17 protein-coding genes are annotated in these 18,379 nt (G+C 69.0%); 15 read left to right on the top strand and 2 right to left on the bottom strand.

Features of this window, described 5'->3' with window-relative positions; all coding sequences use genetic code 11:
* Positions 1-4 precede the first annotated feature (4 nt).
* Genes MRBLWO12_RS09515 through MRBLWO12_RS09485 form a run of 7 tightly spaced genes read left to right on the top strand, consistent with a single transcriptional unit; the run spans position 5 to position 7,338 of the window.
* Positions 5-1,315, top strand: a complete 1,311-nt coding sequence (locus MRBLWO12_RS09515) for a sugar ABC transporter substrate-binding protein (protein WP_363554871.1) — start codon at positions 5-7, stop codon at positions 1,313-1,315.
* A gap of 8 nt (positions 1,316-1,323) precedes the next feature.
* Positions 1,324-2,280, top strand: a complete 957-nt coding sequence (locus tag MRBLWO12_RS09510; protein WP_363554869.1) for a carbohydrate ABC transporter permease — start codon at positions 1,324-1,326, stop codon at positions 2,278-2,280.
* Entirely contained in the window at positions 2,277-3,104 is an 828-nt protein-coding gene (locus MRBLWO12_RS09505; protein WP_363554866.1) for a carbohydrate ABC transporter permease, read from the top strand. The genes MRBLWO12_RS09510 and MRBLWO12_RS09505 overlap by 4 nt, the downstream gene beginning before the upstream one ends.
* Before the next feature lie 18 nt (positions 3,105-3,122).
* A complete protein-coding gene (locus tag MRBLWO12_RS09500; RefSeq protein WP_363554864.1) occupies positions 3,123-4,070 on the top strand; it encodes a sugar phosphate isomerase/epimerase family protein in 948 nt (315 codons plus the stop codon).
* 47 nt (positions 4,071-4,117) lie between these two features.
* Positions 4,118-5,080: a sugar phosphate isomerase/epimerase family protein gene (locus tag MRBLWO12_RS09495; protein WP_363554862.1), complete on the top strand. Its 963-nt coding sequence runs from the start codon at positions 4,118-4,120 to the stop codon at positions 5,078-5,080.
* The gene (locus tag MRBLWO12_RS09490) at positions 5,077-6,087 is read left to right on the top strand and encodes a sugar phosphate isomerase/epimerase family protein (RefSeq protein ID WP_363554860.1); all 1,011 of its coding nucleotides are present in this window, start codon (positions 5,077-5,079) and stop codon (positions 6,085-6,087) included. Before MRBLWO12_RS09495 ends, MRBLWO12_RS09490 begins: the two co-directional genes overlap by 4 nt.
* A gap of 6 nt (positions 6,088-6,093) precedes the next feature.
* Complete coding sequence (locus tag MRBLWO12_RS09485; RefSeq protein ID WP_363554858.1) at positions 6,094-7,338, top strand: MFS transporter; 1,245 nt, start codon at positions 6,094-6,096, stop codon at positions 7,336-7,338.
* A 19-nt stretch (positions 7,339-7,357) separates the two neighbouring features.
* Here the strand turns inward: MRBLWO12_RS09485 and MRBLWO12_RS09480 are convergent, their stop codons facing one another.
* Positions 7,358-8,326 carry an NYN domain-containing protein gene (locus MRBLWO12_RS09480; RefSeq protein ID WP_363554856.1) on the bottom strand — a complete coding sequence of 323 codons (969 nt, stop codon included), beginning with the start codon at positions 8,324-8,326 and terminating at the stop codon, positions 7,358-7,360.
* Positions 8,319-9,326: a Gfo/Idh/MocA family protein gene (locus tag MRBLWO12_RS09475; protein ID WP_363554854.1), complete on the bottom strand. Its 1,008-nt coding sequence runs from the start codon at positions 9,324-9,326 to the stop codon at positions 8,319-8,321. The genes MRBLWO12_RS09480 and MRBLWO12_RS09475 overlap by 8 nt, the downstream gene beginning before the upstream one ends.
* A 106-nt stretch (positions 9,327-9,432) precedes the next feature.
* Here MRBLWO12_RS09475 and MRBLWO12_RS09470 point away from each other — a divergent pair, with 106 nt between their 5' ends.
* The 8 genes from MRBLWO12_RS09470 to MRBLWO12_RS09435 all read left to right on the top strand — a co-directional run bounded on the left by MRBLWO12_RS09470 (position 9,433) and on the right by MRBLWO12_RS09435 (position 18,353).
* A complete protein-coding gene (locus MRBLWO12_RS09470; RefSeq protein ID WP_363554852.1) occupies positions 9,433-10,818 on the top strand; it encodes an NtaA/DmoA family FMN-dependent monooxygenase in 1,386 nt (461 codons plus the stop codon).
* A gap of 141 nt (positions 10,819-10,959) precedes the next feature.
* Positions 10,960-12,594, top strand: a complete 1,635-nt coding sequence (locus MRBLWO12_RS09465) for a TIGR04028 family ABC transporter substrate-binding protein (protein ID WP_363554850.1) — start codon at positions 10,960-10,962, stop codon at positions 12,592-12,594.
* Positions 12,595-12,610: 16 nt separating this feature from the next.
* Positions 12,611-13,597: an ABC transporter permease gene (locus tag MRBLWO12_RS09460; RefSeq protein ID WP_363554848.1), complete on the top strand. Its 987-nt coding sequence runs from the start codon at positions 12,611-12,613 to the stop codon at positions 13,595-13,597.
* Complete coding sequence (locus MRBLWO12_RS09455; protein WP_363554846.1) at positions 13,594-14,487, top strand: ABC transporter permease; 894 nt, start codon at positions 13,594-13,596, stop codon at positions 14,485-14,487. The genes MRBLWO12_RS09460 and MRBLWO12_RS09455 overlap by 4 nt, the downstream gene beginning before the upstream one ends.
* Positions 14,484-16,112, top strand: a complete 1,629-nt coding sequence (locus MRBLWO12_RS09450; RefSeq protein WP_363554844.1) for an ABC transporter ATP-binding protein — start codon at positions 14,484-14,486, stop codon at positions 16,110-16,112. The genes MRBLWO12_RS09455 and MRBLWO12_RS09450 overlap by 4 nt, the downstream gene beginning before the upstream one ends.
* A complete protein-coding gene (locus MRBLWO12_RS09445) occupies positions 16,109-17,131 on the top strand; it encodes a putative FMN-dependent luciferase-like monooxygenase (protein ID WP_363554842.1) in 1,023 nt (340 codons plus the stop codon). The genes MRBLWO12_RS09450 and MRBLWO12_RS09445 overlap by 4 nt, the downstream gene beginning before the upstream one ends.
* Positions 17,128-17,748 carry a CMD domain protein gene (locus tag MRBLWO12_RS09440; RefSeq protein WP_363554840.1) on the top strand — a complete coding sequence of 207 codons (621 nt, stop codon included), beginning with the start codon at positions 17,128-17,130 and terminating at the stop codon, positions 17,746-17,748. The genes MRBLWO12_RS09445 and MRBLWO12_RS09440 overlap by 4 nt, the downstream gene beginning before the upstream one ends.
* On the top strand, positions 17,745-18,353 hold the full coding sequence (locus tag MRBLWO12_RS09435; RefSeq protein WP_363554838.1) for an alkylhydroperoxidase domain protein: 609 nt from the start codon (positions 17,745-17,747) through the stop codon (positions 18,351-18,353). The genes MRBLWO12_RS09440 and MRBLWO12_RS09435 overlap by 4 nt, the downstream gene beginning before the upstream one ends.
* Positions 18,354-18,379 lie beyond the last annotated feature (26 nt).

Below are 18,379 nucleotides of genomic sequence, written 5' to 3'. Positions count from 1 at the left end.
CGCGATGCACACATACCCTTCCTCGCGACGCCGGGCAACGATGCTCGGAATCGCGCTTGTCGCGTCGAGCGCACTGCTGCTGACCGGCTGCGGACGCGGCGACGACACCCCGGCCGCGGGAGGCGACTCGACCACGGTCGACGACAAGCCCGCCACCGGCACGCTCGAGATCTGGACGCAGGGTGCCGACGGCGCCGAGCTTCCCCAGATGTTCGAGAAGTTCAAGGCCGACAACCCCGACGTCGACATCAACATGACGCAGATCCCCGAGGCCGAGTTCGCGTCGAAGATGACCGCGGCGATCACGGCGGGCACCGTCCCCGACCTGATCTACTCGTTCACCGAGACGCAGTCCTCGCTCATCGCGACCGGCGGGTTCGACCCGGTGCCGGACGGACTGGTGAACAAGGACGACTTCTTCGAGGTCATCTGGGACAACTCGGTCTATGACGACGTGGCCTACGGCGTGCCGTGGTACGCCTATTCCGACATGGTGATCTACCGCACCGACCTCGCCGAGGCCGCCGGTGCCGAGGCCCCGAAGGACTGGGACGGGCTGCGCACCTTCGGTGAGAAGCTCAAGGAGTCCGGCGTCGAGTACCCGCTGGCGCTGTACGCCGCCTACGACTCGTACACCGCGCGCCAGCTGCTGACCTTCGCGGCGCAGAACGGCGGCTCCTTCATCTCCGACGACCTCTCCGAGTGGACGATCAACTCGCCCGAGAACGTCGAGGCGCTGGAGTACTGGTCCGGACTCATCAAGGACGGCCTGGCCTCGCCGGATGGCCCCGCCTTCCTCGACACGGTCTCCTGGTCCACCACCGGCAAGAACGCCGCGATCATCGACGGCGGCCCCTGGTTCGTCGGCTGGTTCGACGACGCCAACGGCGAGGGCTGGGCGGACGAGCACCTGTCGCTGTCGACCATGCCGGTCGGCCCCGAGGGCGATGCGGCCACCACGGTCGGCGGCGGCAGCTGGTTCGTGCCGACCGACTCCGAGAACAAGGATGCCGCGTGGAAGTTCGCGCGCTTCATGTCGGAGCCGGAGAGCCAGGTCGAATGGTTCCAGATCTTCAAGAACATGCCGGCTGTGAAGTCCGCGTGGGAAGACCCCGCTCTCGCTGACGACCGCCTGCTCGCGACCGTCGAAGCCGGTCTCGAGACCGGGATCACGCTGCCGAAGGTCTCCACCTGGAGCCAGGTGGGCACGGTCATCGGTGAGCAGATGGAGAAGGTCGTCCGCGGCGGACTCTCCGCGCAGGACGCGCTCGACGCGGCGCAGCAGCAGGCCGAGTCGATCGGGATGGGCAACTGACACCTGCCATGTCCACCACAGCGACTCGCACCATGGTCACCTCCGGGGCGTCTACCCGACGACGCCCCGGAGGCACCAGGAAGATGCGCGAGGGAAGCAAGGCGGAGACCACCACGGCGTGGCTCTTCCTCTCACCTTTCCTCGCCCTGTTCCTGCTCTTCACGGGCATCCCCGCCATCCTGGCCATCGGCGCCAGCCTGACGGACATGACCGCGAGGGACATCCGTGACCCTCTGGGGGTCAACTTCACCGGCTTCGAAGGCTTCGCGAAGGTCATCACGAACCCCGGCTTCCAGAGTGCGTTCCTCAACACGATCATGTTCGTGGTGCTGTGCGTGCCGATCAGCATGGCGCTCGGCCTCGCGCTGGCGCTCATGCTCAACAACGGCATCCGCCGTCTCAAGACCTTCTTCCGTGCGGCGGTCTACGTGCCCGTCATCACCAACATCGTGGCGGCGGCCGTCATCTGGCAGTACGCCTTCTCGATCACCGGTCCGGTCAACTCTTCGCTGGGGGACCTCGGCCTGCCGGAGCCGAACTGGCTCGGCGAGCCGGGGTGGGCGATCACCACGGTCGTGCTGATGGGCGTCTGGCGCACCACGGGAACCTGCATGATCCTGTTCCTCGCGGGTCTGCAGGCCGTGCCGGAGGAGATCTACGAGGCCGCAGCGACCGATGGGGCCGGCACCTGGCGCCGACTCTGGTCGATCACGCTTCCGCTCCTGCGTCCGACCACGCTGCTGGTCACCGTGCTGATGACCGTCGCCTTCCTGAACATCTTCGAGGAGCCGTACCTGCTGACCAAGGGCGGACCGCTCGGCTCCACCAAATCGATCGCGGTCTGGGTCTACGAACAGTTCGGATTCGGGAACGTGTCGGCCTCGATGGCCGGATCCGTCCTGCTCCTTCTGCTCGTCAGCATCGTCGCGATCGTCCAGTTCCGAATGCTGAGGCCGAAACATTGAAGACTCTGTCTCCGACGCGCCAGGCGCTGAACTACACAGCCCTCATCGTCGTCACCGTGTTCATGCTCCTTCCCTTCGTCTGGGTGTTCTTCGGATCGTTCAAGACGCAGTCCGAGTTCCTGGGCAACCCGGGGGCGTGGTTCCCCGAGTCCTTCCAGATCGACAACTACATCCAGCTGTTCGCCGACCGTGAGTTCGGCACCTACATGATGAACAGCTTCATCGTCTCCGGCGTCGCGATCGCGGGCAACGTGCTGTTCAGCGCGATGGCCGGCTACGCCCTGGCGAAGCTGCGCTTCCGGGGGAAGAACTTCGTCTTCCCGCTGGTGATCGTCTCGATGATCGTGCCGTACGTGGCGCTGTTCGTGCCGCAGTTCGTCGTGGTCGTGCAGATGGGACTGGTGAACTCGCTCATCGCGATCATCCTGCCGGTGCTGATCCTGCCGCTGTGCGTGTTCATCATGCGTCAGTTCGCGCACGGAGTGCCGTTCGAGCTCATGGAGGCTGCTCGTCTCGACGGCGCGGGGGAGGGGCGGCTCTTCTTCCGGATCTTCCTCCCGCTCACCGGCCCGGGCCTTGCGACGGTCGCGATCCTGTCGTTCCTCACCTCGTGGAACAACTTCCTCTGGCCGCTCGTCGTCGCCCAGTCGCAGGACACCTACACGGCCCCGGTCGGACTGTCGGTGGCCTCCCAGGCATCCAACACCGTCTCGTTCGGACTGCTGCTCGCCGGCGCCGTCGTCGTGCTGCTGCCGATCCTCATCCTCTTCCTCTTCCTCCAGAAGTACTTCATCCAGGGTGTCGCCACCGCGGGGCTGAAGTAGAACCGAACGGAAACCACCATGCAGATGAAAGACCTGAAGTTCGCGCTCAACGCGATCCAGTGGATCAACGTCAAGGAGAACCCGGACGATCTCAGCAGCGCGAGCCTGTGGCGTTTCGCGGATCCCTCGTTCGTCGCCGAGTACCCGCAGGTGCTGGCGGAGATCAGGGACGCCGGCTTCTCGGCCACGATGCTGGAGGTGCTCGACACGCAGACGCTGCAGAACTACGCCGCCATGGTCGAGGCCTCCGGTCTGGAGCTCGCTCCCGGCTACGTGCAGGTGCCGCTCGCGAGCGACCACGGCGGGCGCCTGGAGCGCGGCACGTTCGAGCGCATCCACTGGTTCGACGCAGTGCGCCGCAAGGCGGAGGAATCCAACTACTTCGGGCTCGACACCATCTTCCTCGCCGCCGAGGTCGACCAGACCGCCGTCCGCTGGGAGAAGCCGGCGATCGGCGTCGACTTCTCGCAGGATCGACTCGACGAGCTCACGGACCTGATCGATGAGGCAGTCGACGTGCTCAACGCCGAGGGGGTGCGTCCCGGACTGCACAACCACGTCGGCACCTGGATCGAGACCGAGCACGAGTACGAGCACGTGTTGAACAGCATCGACGCCTCGCGCCTGGGTGCCTCCTTCGACATCGGCCACCTGGAATGGGCGGGCATCGATGCGAAGCAGGCCATCGCGAAGTGGGCGGATCGCGTGCAGGATCTGCATGTCAAGGACCTGAACCTGGAGCTGGCCCGTCGCAGCCGCGAAGAGGGCTTCAGTTACGAACGCGCCACCGACCTGGGGCTCTACCTCGAGCCGGGGCTCGGCCAGATCGACATCGTCGACACACTCTCGGTGCTCCCCGACGGCTTCGGCGGGTGGATCATCATCGAGGTGGACAGGGCGAGCATGGATCCGGTGGCTAGCGCGAAGCACACGGCCGCCTGGGTCGCCGAAGTCACCGGTTCCTGAAGGGGCCGGGCCGTGCAGAACAGGTCCTCTAAGAACGGAGAACAGCGATGGCGCTGACACAGGATCACTTCTCGCTCAACACGCTGCAGTGGATCACGGTCTCGCTCGGCGAGTCCACGGGCGAGCCGGGAAGCGTGGGATGGGAGTTCGACCTGTCGAGCTTCCTGCCCAAGCAGCCGGTCATCCTCGGGCAGGTGGCAGAGGCGGGATACTCCTCGGTCATGCTGGAGGTGCTGCCGACCCAGACGTTGCAGAGCTATGCCCGTGTCGTCGCGGACTCGGGCCTGAGGCTGTCGCCGGGCTACGTGCACATCGGGCTTCCCGAGGAGTTCGACCGTGACCACTCCGGTGACCCGGAGGCGCATTTCCGCTGGTTCGACGAGATCCGCCGCCGCGCCGAGGAGACGACGTTCATGGGGCTCGACCGGGTGTTCCTGGCAGCCGACATGGCGCCGGGCCGTCCGCGCATCGACGAGGCAGCCGCGGTCGGGCACGCCTTCGACCGGGCGCGGCTGGACCGTGTCGCGAACATCATCGGCGAGGCCGCCGAGGTGCTCGCAGCCGAAGGTGTGACGGCCGCGCTGCACAACCACGTCGGCACGTGGGTGGAGACCGAGTACGAGTACGAGTACGTGCTCGATGCGATCTCACCGAGCCTGCTCGCGGCTGGGCCCGACATCGGGCACCTGGCCTGGACCGGCGCGGATGTCGTGGCGTGGGTGGCCGCGCACGCCGACCGCATCTCCGATCTGCACGTGAAGGACATGGACCTGTCGATCGCCGCGGAGGCACGGGCGACGCGCACCCCGTACTTCGATGTGATGAGCCGGCGCTTCTTCCTCGAGCCCGGTCTCGGGGACGTGCCGATCGTCGACGCGCTCGCCGGGTTGCCGGAGGACTTCGACGGTTCTGTGATCATCGAAGTGGACAAGCCCAGCATGGAGCCGTTCGCCAGCGCGAAGACCAGCTGGGCGTGGATCGCGGAGAACTACCCGGAGGCTGCACGATGACCAGCACGCATCCCGTCACCCTGTTCACGGGGCAGTGGGCCGACCTGCCCTTCGAGGAGGTGGCACGGCTCGCGAGCGAGTGGGGCTACGACGGTCTCGAGGTCGCGGCATCCGGCGACCACCTCGACCTTCAGCGCGCCGACGAGGACGACGCCTATCTGGCCTCGCGCAAGGAGATCCTCGACCGCCACGGGCTGAAGATCTTCGCGATCTCGAACCATCTCGCCGGTCAAGCCGTGTGCGACGCGCCGATCGACTTCCGTCACCAGGCGATCCTGCGCGACTACGTGTGGGGCGACGGCGATGCCGAGGGCGTGCGGCAGCGTGCGGCCGACGACATGAAGCGGGCCGCCCGCGTGGCGCGCAAACTCGACATCGACACCGTCGTCGGGTTCACGGGGTCGTCGATCTGGCCGTACGTGGCCATGTTCCCGCCCGTGCCCGCATCGGTCATCGAGGGTGGTTTCGAGGACTTCGCCGCCCGGTGGAACCCGATCCTGGATGTGTTCGACGGTGAGGGCGTGCGCTTCGCCCACGAGGTGCACCCTGGCGAGATCGCCTACGACTACTGGTCGTCGGTGCGGGCGCTGGAGGCCGTCGACCACCGTGAGGCGTTCGGCTTCAACTGGGACCCCTCGCACATGATGTGGCAGAACATCGATCCGGTCGGCTTCATCGTCGACTTCGCGGATCGGATCTACCACGTGGACTGCAAGGACACCCGGATGCGCCCGCAGAACGGCCGCGCCGGCGTGCTCGGCTCGCACCTGCCCTGGGGCGACCCGCGGCGCGGCTGGGACTTCGTCTCGACCGGTCATGGGGATGTGCCGTGGGAGGACTCGTTCCGTGCCCTCGACGCGATCGGCTACTCCGGTCCGATCTCGATCGAGTGGGAGGACGCCGGGATGGACCGGTTGCACGGCGCTGCCGAGGCCGTCGGGTTCGTGCGGTCGCTGCTGTGGCCGAAGCCCACGGCGTCGTTCGACGCTGCATTCAGCAACCAGTAGGCAGAGGTGTTCTGGGAGCCCCTGCGGGCTCGATTCACCCGCGAGGCGCTGACCCGCTCCTTCGTCGCGCTGCGCATCCGCGACTACCGTCGCTGGAGCATCGCGCAGCTGCTCTCCGGAGCGGGGGCAGCGGCCTCGCAGATCGCGATCGCATGGCTCGTGATCGAGCTGGGCGGCGACGGCATCGCCCTCGGCGCGGTGACGGCCTGCATGATGCTGCCCACGCTGCTGCTCGGGCCGTTCATCGGGATCCTGGTCGACCGCCACACGCGGCGCGCGGTGCTGCTGGTGACGGCCGTGGCGCAGATGCTCATCGCCGGTCTGCTCGCGGCGCTCACGTTCGGCGGGGCGCTGGAGCTGTGGATGCTGATGGCCCTCTCGCTCGCGCACGGTGTGGCCTTCGCCGCCGACAACCCGGCGCGTCAGCTGCTGGTGATGGACATCGTGGGCCGCGAGCGGATGACGAGCGCCGTCAGCATGAACGAGGTGATCATCAACGGTGCCAGGGTCATCGGGCCCGCGATCGCCGGCATGCTGCTGGTCGTCTCCGACGCGGGCTGGTGCTTCGTCGTGAACGTGCTGATGTTCGTGCCGTCGATCTTCGTGCTGCTCGCGCTGCGTCCGGTCGCTCCTCTCGGTCATCCCTCCGTGGCCGACGCGACGGCGCCCGCCGAGCGGCCGATCGGCGCCTGGCGATTCGCGATGCACACGCCCGCCATCCGCGCGACGCTGCTCCTCGCCGTCTGCGCCTCTGCGTGCTACAACATCGCCGTCGTGGTGCCGCTCATCGTCGCCGACGTGTTTCAGGCCGATGGCGGCACCTACGGTGCACTCGCGGTCGCCTTCGGCCTGGGCGCGCTGCCCGGTGCGTTCTTCTCGGCGACAGGGCCGACCATGCCCCGCAGCGGAGAGGTGCGGGCGATGGCCGTGGCGATGGCGGCCGCGGTGCTGCTCTCGGCGGCCGCGCCGACGCTGCCGCTGCTGTTCACAGGTCTCGCGGCGGTGGGCATGGTCGTGATGTGGTTCATCGCCCGCGCGAACGCCTTCGTGATGCTGTCGACGCCCACGGCGATCCGCGGTCGTGTCATGGGCATCTGGGCGATGGCGCTGCCGGGGTCGACGGTCGTGACGGGCCTGCTGGTCGGCGGGCTCGCCGACCTGACCGACCCGCGCATCGCCTACGGTGCGGTCGGAGTCGTCACCGCCCTGGTCGTCGCGCTGTCGTGGCGGGGGCTGCGCTCAGCGCGGTGACGGCGGACGGCCCGGCGTCTCAGTGGTCGCGCAAGCGCACCAGCCGCTCGTGCCCTGTCTCCTCGAGCTCGGCCATGTCGTCGCGGGACTTCAGGAAGTCCGAGAACGAGCGGTAGCCGAGCGCCTTCTCGCTGAACGACGGGTCCATGCGGCGCATGTGCGTCTTCACGGCGGAGCTGTGCAGCCACTCGTCGGCATCGCCCTTGTCATGGCCCAGCCGCAGGGCGCGCTCCAGGAGCTGTGTGGCCTCACCCTGCTCATCGAGCTTCGGCGGTGCGGTCTCGGCGGGCGCGGTCTTGGCTTTGGCGCGGGAACGGCTTTTCGTCTTCGGAGCGTCGGCGGCGGCCTCGGCGGGCGCAGGCGGGGTCTCGACCGGCGCATCGACGACGGGCGTCGCCGCGGCGGCGGGGGCCTTGACCGGACGCACGACACCGGAGAGGGAGTCGTACGCCTCGAACTCGTCGCACGCGGCGGCGAGGGACTTGGCGGTGGAGCCTGCGACGCCCACGCCGATCACGTAGCGGCCGAGACGCTTGCAGCGCTGTGCGAGCGGCACGTAGTCGCTGTCGCCGGCGACGATCACCACGTGGGTGAGGTCGGGGAGGCGGAACATGTCTTCCACGGCATCCACGGCCAGCCGGATATCGGCGCCGTTCTTCGCGTAGGCGGCGGCGGGGAACAGCTGCACGAGGTCGACGGCGCGGGCCACCAGCTGGGACCGGTACACGGCGTTCACGGGCGATGACCAGTCGGCGTAGGCGCGGGTGAGCACCAGGGTGCCGAAGGAGGCGGCGTAGTCGATGATCGCCCCGACCTCGATCATCGCCTGGCTCAGACGCTCGGCGACCTCGGGGTCGTTCGGCTGCTCGGAGATGCGCTGACGGTCCTTGGCATAGGCGTTGCGACCGTGCACCCTGTCGTACCAGGAGATGACGATGTTGTCGAAGTCCAGATAGACCGCGACGCGGGAGTCGGTGGGCTCAGCCATTGGCGGCGTCCTCTCCGGGGTAGCGCACGCCGATCTGGCGGCGGATCTCGTCGAGAGTGCCCATGATCGCGACGCTCTCGGCGATCGGGAGGATGTCGCCCTCGAGACGGCCCTCGCGCACCAGCCGCTCCGCGGCGAGTGCCTCGTACTGCATGCCGCGTCCGTCTGCGTCGGAGGCGGGGCGGCCGTTGAACTCCTCGATCACCTCGCCCTGCGGATCGATCACCCGCGCGACGGAGGGGGACCACCAGTACCGTTCGATCTCGATGCGCGCCTCAGTGCCGAGGATGACGGCCGTGTTGGGACCGGCCGCGCGCGACGATGACAGGCTCGTGGAGACCGCCCCGCCCTCGTGGGTCATGACCGTCGCGACCTCGGCGTCCGCGCCGGTCTCGATCAGCCGAGCGACGCTGTGGACGGTGGTGGGCGCGCCCAGGATGTCCCAGATGAACGACAGCGGGTAGATCGCCAGGTCGAGCAGTGCGCCGCCGCCGAGCTCGAGCGCGTTGAGCCGGTGAGTCGGGTCGGAGGGGAGCAGCTGCGTGTGGTCGGCGCTGACCGCGCGGATCTCGCCGAGCGTGCCGGCGGCGATGATCTCGCGGACGCGGACCATGTGCGGCAGGTAGCGGGTCCACATCGCCTCGGTCACCAGCAGGCCGCGTTCGGCGGCCAGGCGCTGCAGGTCCTCCGCCTCGGCATGGTTGAGGGTGAACGCCTTCTCGACGAGCACGTGCTTGCCGTGTTCGAGCGCGAGGCGGGCGTTCGCGTGGTGCATCGGATGCGGCGTCGAGACGTAGATGATGTCGACATCGGGATCGGCCACGAGCGCCTCGTAGGACGCATGCGCATGCGGGATGTCGAATCGTGATGCGAAGGCGTCCGCCGACTCCTGGGATCGCGAACCGACCGCCACCAGGTCGAGTCCTGCAGTGCGCAGATCGGATGCGAAGGCGCCGGCGATACCGCCGGTCGCGAGGATGCCCCAACGAAGACCAGTCATGTCTTCAGCGTAGAGGGTGCGCCCTGTGTGTCGGACTGTTGCGCTCTGTGACCTGCGACTTCGGCGTCCTCGCCCCGCGCGTCGGCGTGCTTCTAGCGTGTCGGTCATGACCGAACCCCTCATCGTCGGCGCCATGGTGCGCACACTCGGCGCCTATCCCTCCGGCTGGCGACAGGACGGGGCGCACCGCGATCCCGCCGGTGACGCCGACATCCTGCGTCGCGTCGCACAGGCGGGCGAAGAGGCCGGCCTGGACTACCTGTTCTTCGGCGACTGGCTCGCGACGGGACCCGATCTCGAGTTCCGCGACCCCTATCTGCTGGCCCGCATCGACCCGGTGAGTGCCGTGCTCTTTCTCGCCGGGCTCACCTCCCGCATCGGACTCATCGCGACGGTCAACACCACCTACGCCGACCCCTATACGACGGCCCGCTCACTGGCGTCCCTCGACGTGCTCACGGGCGGGCGAGCGGGTGTGAATCTCGTGACCGGCGCGGAGCCGCGCGCCGCGGGCAACCACGGCCGCGACGCGCACGCCGACAACGAGAACCGCTATGACCGTGCAGAGGAGTTCGTCACGGCGCTGCGCCGCCTGTGGGACTCGTGGAGCGAAGACGCCTGGATCGCGGATGCCGCGCGCGGCGTGCTGATCGATCCGGACGGACTGCGCCCCGCCGGTCTGCAGGGCACCCACCTCGGCGTCACCGGTCCGCTCAACGTCGCGAGGCCCCCGCAGGGGCAGATTCCCATCGTGCACGCCGGAACCTCGCCGCGGTCGCGGTCGCTGGCGGCGACCGAGGCGGATCTCGCGCTGATCGCGGCCCCGAACCTCGCCGACGCGATCGAGGTGCGCAGGGCCCTGCGGGCGATCGCCGCGGATGCCGGTCGTGCACCGGAATCGCTGAAGGTCATCGCACCCGTGCTGCCCGTGGTCGCCGACACCGATGCCGACGCGCACCGCATCGTGGAGCGCCTGCTCGCCCTGCTGCCGCTCGCCGAAGGGCATCAGCGCGATCGCACTGCCTTCCCCGCCAACCGCACGGTCGCGGCTCTCGCCGATGCGCTCGCCGTCGCGCCTGATGATCCGCTGCGCGGTGCCGCGTTCGACGATGAGGTCACCGCGGAGCAGGCCTCTCGGCTGGGCACGGCAGGAGCCGCGCTGATCGAACGGCTGACGCGCATCGCAGGGCTGGGTGTGGCGACACGTCATCCGCTCACGTGGCGCCACCTGGTCGCGGCGCACGCGGTGCCCGCCGCCTTCGTGGTCGGCGGGGCGACGACCATCGCCGATCATTTCGAGAAGTGGCGCGACGAAGGAGCGGCCGACGGATTCAACGTGCTGTCGGCTTTCCAGCCGGCGCAGTTCGAGGCGTTCACTCGTCTCGCCGCTCCGGAACTGCGCCGCCGCGGACTGCTCGGACGCGAGGGCGAGACCCTGCGCGAACGACTCGGCATCGCCGCGCAGCCTGCGCTCCAGGCCGTGCGCGCATGACGCCGCATGACGCCAGGAGTCGTCCGGTGACGGGCGGCGTCTGCCCGTGACGATCCGGTCGCATCGCCGTGCTTCCACCCCTAGCGTGATCCACACCTTGCACTTCCATCCCTGCATCCCATCCCTCCAGGAGGCCCCCGCATGAACCGCCGCACCGTCCGCGCCGCAGCCGTCGCCCTCCCGCTCGTGATGGCGGCGAGCCTCGCTGCCTGCGCCACCTCTCCCGCACCGGCGAACGCTCCGGCCGAGGCCGGCGACCCGATCACGGGTGGCACGCTCACCTACCTCGAGCACCAGGCGTACACGAACCTTTACCCGCCGCAGGCCGGCTTCTACCCGAACGGCGGCGTGGTCAACAACATCGCCGCGCGTCTCACCTGGCAGAACCCGGAGTCGCTCGAGATCGAGCCGTGGATCGCCACGGACTGGACCGTGAACGATGACGCGACCGAGTACACCTTCAACCTGAAGTCGGATGTGACCTTCTCCGACGGCACTCCGCTCGATGCGGAAGCCGTGAAGAAGAACTTCGACACCTACGGCCTCGGCGACGCCGACCGAGGGCTCACGGTCTCCGAGGCGATCAACAACTACGCCAGCAGCGAGGTCGTCGACGACGACACCGTCACGTTCCACTTCACGGCACCGTCTCCCGGCTTCCTGCAGGCGACGTCGACCATCAACTCCGGCCTGCTCTCGCCCGAGACGCTCGACGGCACGATCGAGGACTTCGGCGCGGGCAACGCCGAGGAGATCATCGGTTCAGGACCCTTCACCGTCACCGACGAGAAGCTGGGCACCGAGTACACGCTCACCGCGCGCGAGGACTACGACTGGGCGCCGGAGAGCGCGACCAACCAGGGGCGTGCGTACCTCGACGCGGTGCATGTGCTGATCACCCCCGAGGACTCGGTGCGCATCGGATCGCTGCTCGCCGGTCAGGCCGACTACGTGCGCTACGTGCAGGCGTTCGACGAGGACCGCGTCGAGAGCGCCGGGTTCACCCTCTACGCCCCGCAGACCCGCGGTGTGAACAACTCGATCGCGCTCCGCCCGGAGAACCCGCTGCTCGGCGACATCCGCGTGCGGCAGGCGATCATCGCGGCGGTGAACGCGCAGGAGGTCGTCGACACCCTGTTCACCGAGAACTATCCGGCGGCGACGTCGGTGCTGTCCTCGCAGGCTGTCGGATACAAGGACGAGTCGGAGCACTACGTCTACGACCCCGACAAAGCGACCGAGCTGCTCGACGAGGCCGGATGGGTTCCCGGATCCGACGGCATCCGCGAGAAGGACGGGGAGCGCCTGTCGATCACTGTCTACGAGGCGAAGCCGCAGCCGCTGTCGAAGCAGACGCTCGAACTCGTCGCCCAGCAGCTGGCGAAGGTCGGCGTCGAGCTGCAGGTCAAGCCCGGCGACGCCGGAAGCGCCGCAGAGGACACCCGCGATCCGCTGAAGACCGGTTTCTACCACTCGATGGTCGGCCGTGCAGATCTCGATGTGATCAAGAGCCAGTACTTCACGAAGAACCGTGACGTGCTGATCTCGCAGGACGCGAAGCTCGACGAGCTGCTCCTCGCCGTGGCCTCCGAGCCCGATGCCGACAAGCGCATCGCCGCCTCGCAGGCCGTGCAGGACTACATCGCCGAGCAGGCGTACGTGATCCCGCTGTTCGAGGAGCCGCAGGTCTACGGCGCCGCCACCTACGTGCAGGGCGTCGCCTTCGAGTCGGTGGGTCGTCCGACCTTCTCCGGCGTCTGGCTCGCCGATCACTGATGCACACGGATCACTGATGAGTTTCGTCCTCCGACGAGCCGGGCAGGCTGCGATCGTTCTGATCGCGGCCTTCACGGCCACCTTCTTCCTGCTCCAGTTGCTGCCGGGCGACGCGATACTGATCAAGTTCGCGGATCCGAGCCTCGGGCTGTCGCCGGAGCAGCTCGACAGCATCCGCGCCACCTATGGCGCCGATCTGCCCTGGTGGGAGCAGTACGTGCACGCCGGACTCGGCTTCCTGGCCGGCGACTTCGGGTACTCGACGCAGTTCGGCACACCGGTGCTGACGATGCTGTCCGAGGCGCTGCCCGCCACACTCCTGCTCGCCTCACTCGGACTGGTCGTCGCGCTCCTGATCGCGATCCTCATCGCCGGGCTCTCCTCTCTCGCCCCCTTCGCCTGGCTGCGCGACGGACTGCGGCAGGTGCCGGGCCTCTTCGTGGCCGTGCCGGTGTTCTGGCTCGGCATTCTGCTGATCCAGGTGTTCTCGTTCGGGCTCGGCTGGGTGCCGATCGTCGGTGCCGACCCGGTGAGCGGGCTGATCCTGCCGGTGCTGACACTCGCAGTGCCGATCTCGGCGCCACTCGCCCAGGTACTGGTCCGCGCCGTCGACCAGGTGCAGGCGCAACCGTTCATCACGGTCGTCCGCGCGAAGGGAGCGCCGCCGCTCTGGGTGCTCACCAGGTCGGTCGCCCGCAACGCGACACTGCCCACGCTGACGATCGCCGGTGTGCTGTTCGGTGAGCTCGTGGGCGGCGCGGTCGTCACCGAGACGGTGTTCGGGCGCACCGGCATCGGACGCCTCACCGAGCAGGCCGTGTCGAATCAGGACATCCCTGTGCTTCAGGGCGTCGTCCTGCTCTCGGCGCTCGGGTTCGTGCTGATCAGCTTCGCGGTCGACCTCGTGACACCGCTCATCGATCCGCGGCAGCGCCGTGTCGCCCGCGCATCGACCCCGGCCACCACTCCGAAGACGACGACCCTCCAGGAGGTGTCGGCATGACCGTCCCCGTTCTCACTCCCCGTCCGACCACGGACGCGGATACGCCCGTGCCCGTCGACGCGGCGGCAGATGCCCCACGGAGGGTCCGCCGGCTGCGTGGGCGCTCCTGGGGCCTGTATCTCGCGGTCGCTGTGGTCTCGCTCGCCGTGCTCTGGGCGCTCATCCCCGGGGTGTTCGCCCCGGGCGACCCGCTGACCGGAACGCCCGCAGACAAGCTCCTCCCGCCCAGCGCAGCGCACTGGTTCGGCACCGATACGTTGGGCCGCGACCTGTTCGGCCGGGTCGTGCACGGCGCGGTGCACTCGCTCTCGGGAGCGCTCATCGCCGTCACCGTCGGGCTCGCGCTCGGCACGTTGCTCGGGGCGATCGCGGGGGCGCTGGGCGGCGTCGTCGACGACGTGCTGATGCGGATCGTCGATGTGCTGTTGGCCATCCCCGGCCTGCTGCTCTCGCTGTCGGTGATCATCCTGCTCGGCTTCGGCACCGTGAACGCGGCGATCGCGGTCGGCCTGGGCAGCATCGCGGCCTTCGCCCGGCTCATGCGCGCCGAGGTCGCGCGCGTGCGCCGCACCGAGTACGTCGAGGCCGCCTACGGCAGTGGTGCCACCTTCTTCACGGTGCTGCGCCGCCACGTGCTCCCGAATTCGCTCACCCCGATCGTCGCGCTCGCCGCCCTGCAGTTCGGCACCGCGATCCTGGCGATCTCGACGCTCGGCTTCCTCGGCTACGGCGCACCGCCCCCCACCCCGGAATGGGGCCTCCTGATCGCCGACGGCCGCAACTACATCGGGACGGCGTGGTGGCTGACCGCACTGCCCGGTCTCGTCGTCGTGGCGGTCGTGCTGAGCGCGAACCGCATCAGCCACCGGATCGGAAGGGCCGCACGATGAGTGTTCTCGCCGTCGATGACCTGCGGGTCTCGTACGCCACCCGCGCCGGGCGACGCGATGTCGTGCACGGCGTCTCGTTCGAGATCGGCGAGGGGGAGACCCTCGCCCTCGTGGGGGAGTCGGGGTCGGGCAAGTCCACCACCGCGCACGCCCTGCTCGGGCTGCTGCCGGCCGGCGGGCGCGTCGAGGGCGGCAGTGTGCGCCTCGGCGAACTGGAGATCGCGGGGTGGTCGGATCGCGCGCTGCGCAGCATCCGCGGCCCGGAGATCGGTCTGGTGCCGCAGGATCCGACCACCTCGCTCGACCCCGTGCGCCCGATCGGGGCTCAGGTCGAGGAGATCCTCCGGCTGCACGGGCACCGTGACCGCCGCTCCCGGCGCGCGCGGGCGATCGAACTGCTCGACCGTGTCGGCATCGACGACCCCGACCTGAGGGCGCGGCAGTATCCGCACGAGCTGTCCGGCGGCATGCGTCAACGGGTGCTGATCGCCACCGCGATCGCCCTGCGGCCGCGGCTGCTGATCGCCGATGAGCCGACCAGTGCACTCGACGCGACCGTGCAGCGGCGCGTGCTCGACCTGCTCGACGAACTGCGCCAGGAGGAGGGCACGAGCATCCTGCTGGTCACCCACGACCTGGGCGTCGCCGCCGACCGTGCGCAGCGCCTGGTCGTGCTCAAAGACGGTCGCATCGTCGAACAGGGCTCGAGCGCGGATGTGCTGGCTGCGCCGAGCGATGGCTACACGCGGCAGCTGCTCGCAGACGCGCCGGCGTTCACGACCGGATTCCGTCGTCCGGAAGCACCCCCGTTCCTCCGGGACGCGGCAGCGGTCGCCGCCGAGAACCCCTACGCGATCGTGGCCGACAGCCTGGTCAAGGAGTTCTCAGTCGGCGGTCGGGAGCGCTTCCGTGCGGTGGACGACGTGTCGTTCCGTGTGCGCAGAGGCACGACGCACGCGCTGGTGGGGGAGTCAGGGTCGGGTAAGACGACCACGGCACGTCTCGTGACACGGTTCCACCGGCCGGACGCCGGATCGATCCAGGTCGACGGCGACGATGTGACCACCGCATCGGGAAAGCAGCTGCGTGCACTGCGCCGCCGCATCCAGCTCGTCTATCAGAACCCGTTCGCCTCGCTCGACCCGCGCCAGCAGATCGTCGACATCATCGCCGAGCCCCTGCAGAACTTCGGTGTGGGTTCGCGCGCGGAGCGGCAGCAGCGCGCTCTCGCCCTGATCGACCGGGTCTCGCTCCCGGTGGACGTGGCTCAGCGCACCCCGCGCGAGCTCTCAGGCGGTCAGCGCCAGCGCGTCGCGATCGCCCGCGCTCTTGCGATCGATCCCGAGATCGTGGTGCTCGACGAGGCCGTGTCGGCGCTGGATGTGACGGTGCAGGCCCGCATCCTCGAGCTGCTCACCTCGCTGCAGGACGAGCTCGGGCTCACCTACCTGTTCATCTCGCACGACCTCGCGGTCGTGCGGAGGATCAGCCACACGGTCTCGGTCATGCGCCGCGGCCGGATCGTCGAAGAAGGGGTCACCGAAGAGCTCTTCCGCGCCCCGCAGCACGACTACACCAGGGAGCTGCTCGCTGCGGTTCCCGGACGAACGGAGGTCTCCCGATGAGTGCACCGTCCATCGCGTTCTTCACGCGACTGCTCGACGATGCCGCGCCCGCAGAGCGCTACGCTCTGGCGACCGCGCAGATCCAGCACGCCGAGCGACACGGCGTCGGCCGTGCCTGGGTCGCGCAGCACCACTTCCATGCCGCTGAGGGTGGTCTTCCCTCTCCGCTGGTGTTCCTCGCGAACGTCGCGGCGCAGACCTCCCGCATCCGTCTGGGCACCGGAGTGATCACGCTGTCGATCGAAGACCCGGTGCGGGTCGCGGAGGACGCGACGGTCGCCGATCTGCTCTCGGGCGGCCGCCTGGATCTCGGTCTCGGCAGCGGCGGCACCCCCTCGTCGTTCTCGCCCTTCGGGGAGGACGTGCGTCAGAAAGCCGTCACCTACGACCGCAAGCTCGGTGTGTTGCTCGATGCGCTGGGAGGCCGCGACATCGGCGAGGGCAACGCCCTCTACCCGGACGCCTCTACGCTCGACGAGCGCATCTGGCAGGCGACGTTCTCGATTCCCGGCGGCCACCGCGCCGGTGCGCACGGCCATGGGCTGCTGCTCTCGCGGACACAGCCGCGTGCGGCCGAGGCACTGCATGCACCGCTCTCGGCGCTGCAGGACCCGATCATCGACGCGTACCTCGATGCCCTGCCCGACGGCATCGCTCCGCGGATCACGGCTTCGCGCACGGTCTTCGTCGCCGACGATCGCGCTGAGGCGCTGCGCTACGCCGAGATCGGACTGCGTCGAGCGGCCGAGGGCTTCCGGCGTCAGGGGCAGACGATCCCCGGCGACGACAGCATCGAGGAGCTGATCGCCGCACTGGACACGCATCTGGGGACGCCGGAGCAGGTCGCCGAGTCGCTCGCCGCTGATGCCACGCTCGAGCGCGCGACCGAGGTGGCTTTCCAGGTGCACTCGGTGGATGCGCCGCACGAACAGGTGCTCCGCTCGATCGAGCTCTTCGCCGATCAGGTCGCCCCGGCCCTCGGCTACACCGTGAACCCCACACTCAAGGAGAAGGCATGACACACGACATCGTCGATCAGATCGCGGGGGTGACGCCAGAGCTGGACGCCCTGCGCCGTCGGCGCCCTGTCACGAGGGAGCAGCTGCAGGCGAGCTTCGACGCCCTCTTCCAGCCGGTCTCGGTGGAGCACGTCTCGCAGCAGGAGCGCGAGCTGATCGCGGCCTTCGCGACGAGCCTCGCCGGGAGCACCGACGAGACAGCCGCGTTCTACGCCGATCGCGCACGGCGGGCAGACCCGGTACGGGCGGGCGTCGTGCTCTCCGAGGCGGCTGCTGCGGCGACGAGCGGACCGTTCGGCTCCTACACCGAGCTCGGCCTGCAGGACGAGAACACCGAGGGCGAGCGATACGCGCCGTCGGATGCGGTCACTGCGGCACTCGGCGAGCGTCTCGCCGCCGCGCTCGCGCACACGCACCTGCTGGTGCTGCGGCCCCGCGAAGCTTCAGGCGCCGACCTCGGGCATCTGCTGGATGCCGGGTGGTCGGCTGACGGGATCGTCACGCTCTCGCAGCTGGTGTCGTTCCTGGCCTTCCAACAGCGCGTGGTCACAGGCCTGCGCGTGCTCGCCGCGACCGGTATCGCTGCGGGAATCGATGCCGAGGAGGAGGCAGCATGACCGACGCGCAGACCGCGCTCCTGCACCAGGACGCCCCGCACCCGCACGCCTTCACCCGCGCCGAGGTCGGGTGGACGCCGCACCTGGCTCCGCTCGCCGAGGAGGAGCTGACCGAGCGCCACTACGACGGGCTGGTCGACGCCGCCCGCGCGAAGAACGACTACTTCCGGCTGCTCGCCCGCGATCCCGAGGTGCTGAAGGCGCGCACGCTGGTCGACAAGGACATCTTCTACAACGTGGCCGAGGGGCTTCCGCGCGCCGACCGCGAGCTCGCCGCGACGGCGGCGTCGCGGCGCAACGGTTGCGTGTTCTGCGCCTCGGTGCACTCGCGCTTCGCGGCGCACTACAGCAAGCGGGTCGATGAGGTCGACGCGCTGCTCGACGAGGGAGTGGACGCGGAGCTCGGCGAGCGGTGGAACGCGATCGTCGCGGCCTCGGTCGCGCTCACCGACACCCCCGGCGCGTTCGGCGAGGCGGAGATCACGCGACTGCGTGCGGTGGGGCTCGACGACCTCGCGATCGCCGACGTCATCCACGGCGCCGCGTTCTTCAACTGGGCCAACCGGCTGATGCTGTCGATCGGGCGACCGGTGGCCCCCGCCTGATCAGGCCTGGTGTCCTGACCTGATCA

This window comes from Microbacterium sp. LWO12-1.2 (assembly GCF_040675875.1).
GTDB lineage: Bacteria > Actinomycetota > Actinomycetes > Actinomycetales > Microbacteriaceae > Microbacterium.
Note: the sequence above shows the minus strand (reverse complement) of the source record. Positions and strands in the feature narration are given on the sequence as shown.

Excerpts from the sequence above, each read along its gene's own strand:
- MRBLWO12_RS09515 (WP_363554871.1), top strand. The coding sequence starts at position 5 with ATGCACACATACCCTTCCTCGCGACGCCGGGCAACGATGCTCGGAATC.
- MRBLWO12_RS09510 (WP_363554869.1), top strand. The coding sequence starts at position 1,324 with ATGTCCACCACAGCGACTCGCACCATGGTCACCTCCGGGGCGTCTACC.
- MRBLWO12_RS09500 (WP_363554864.1), top strand. The coding sequence starts at position 3,123 with ATGCAGATGAAAGACCTGAAGTTCGCGCTCAACGCGATCCAGTGGATC.
- MRBLWO12_RS09495 (WP_363554862.1), top strand. The coding sequence starts at position 4,118 with ATGGCGCTGACACAGGATCACTTCTCGCTCAACACGCTGCAGTGGATC.
- MRBLWO12_RS09490 (WP_363554860.1), top strand. The coding sequence starts at position 5,077 with ATGACCAGCACGCATCCCGTCACCCTGTTCACGGGGCAGTGGGCCGAC.
- MRBLWO12_RS09480 (WP_363554856.1), bottom strand. The coding sequence starts at position 8,326 with ATGGCTGAGCCCACCGACTCCCGCGTCGCGGTCTATCTGGACTTCGAC.
- MRBLWO12_RS09475 (WP_363554854.1), bottom strand. The coding sequence starts at position 9,326 with ATGACTGGTCTTCGTTGGGGCATCCTCGCGACCGGCGGTATCGCCGGC.
- MRBLWO12_RS09470 (WP_363554852.1), top strand. The coding sequence starts at position 9,433 with ATGACCGAACCCCTCATCGTCGGCGCCATGGTGCGCACACTCGGCGCC.
- MRBLWO12_RS09465 (WP_363554850.1), top strand. The coding sequence starts at position 10,960 with ATGAACCGCCGCACCGTCCGCGCCGCAGCCGTCGCCCTCCCGCTCGTG.
- MRBLWO12_RS09460 (WP_363554848.1), top strand. The coding sequence starts at position 12,611 with ATGAGTTTCGTCCTCCGACGAGCCGGGCAGGCTGCGATCGTTCTGATC.
- MRBLWO12_RS09455 (WP_363554846.1), top strand. The coding sequence starts at position 13,594 with ATGACCGTCCCCGTTCTCACTCCCCGTCCGACCACGGACGCGGATACG.
- MRBLWO12_RS09450 (WP_363554844.1), top strand. The coding sequence starts at position 14,484 with ATGAGTGTTCTCGCCGTCGATGACCTGCGGGTCTCGTACGCCACCCGC.
- MRBLWO12_RS09445 (WP_363554842.1), top strand. The coding sequence starts at position 16,109 with ATGAGTGCACCGTCCATCGCGTTCTTCACGCGACTGCTCGACGATGCC.
- MRBLWO12_RS09440 (WP_363554840.1), top strand. The coding sequence starts at position 17,128 with ATGACACACGACATCGTCGATCAGATCGCGGGGGTGACGCCAGAGCTG.
- MRBLWO12_RS09435 (WP_363554838.1), top strand. The coding sequence starts at position 17,745 with ATGACCGACGCGCAGACCGCGCTCCTGCACCAGGACGCCCCGCACCCG.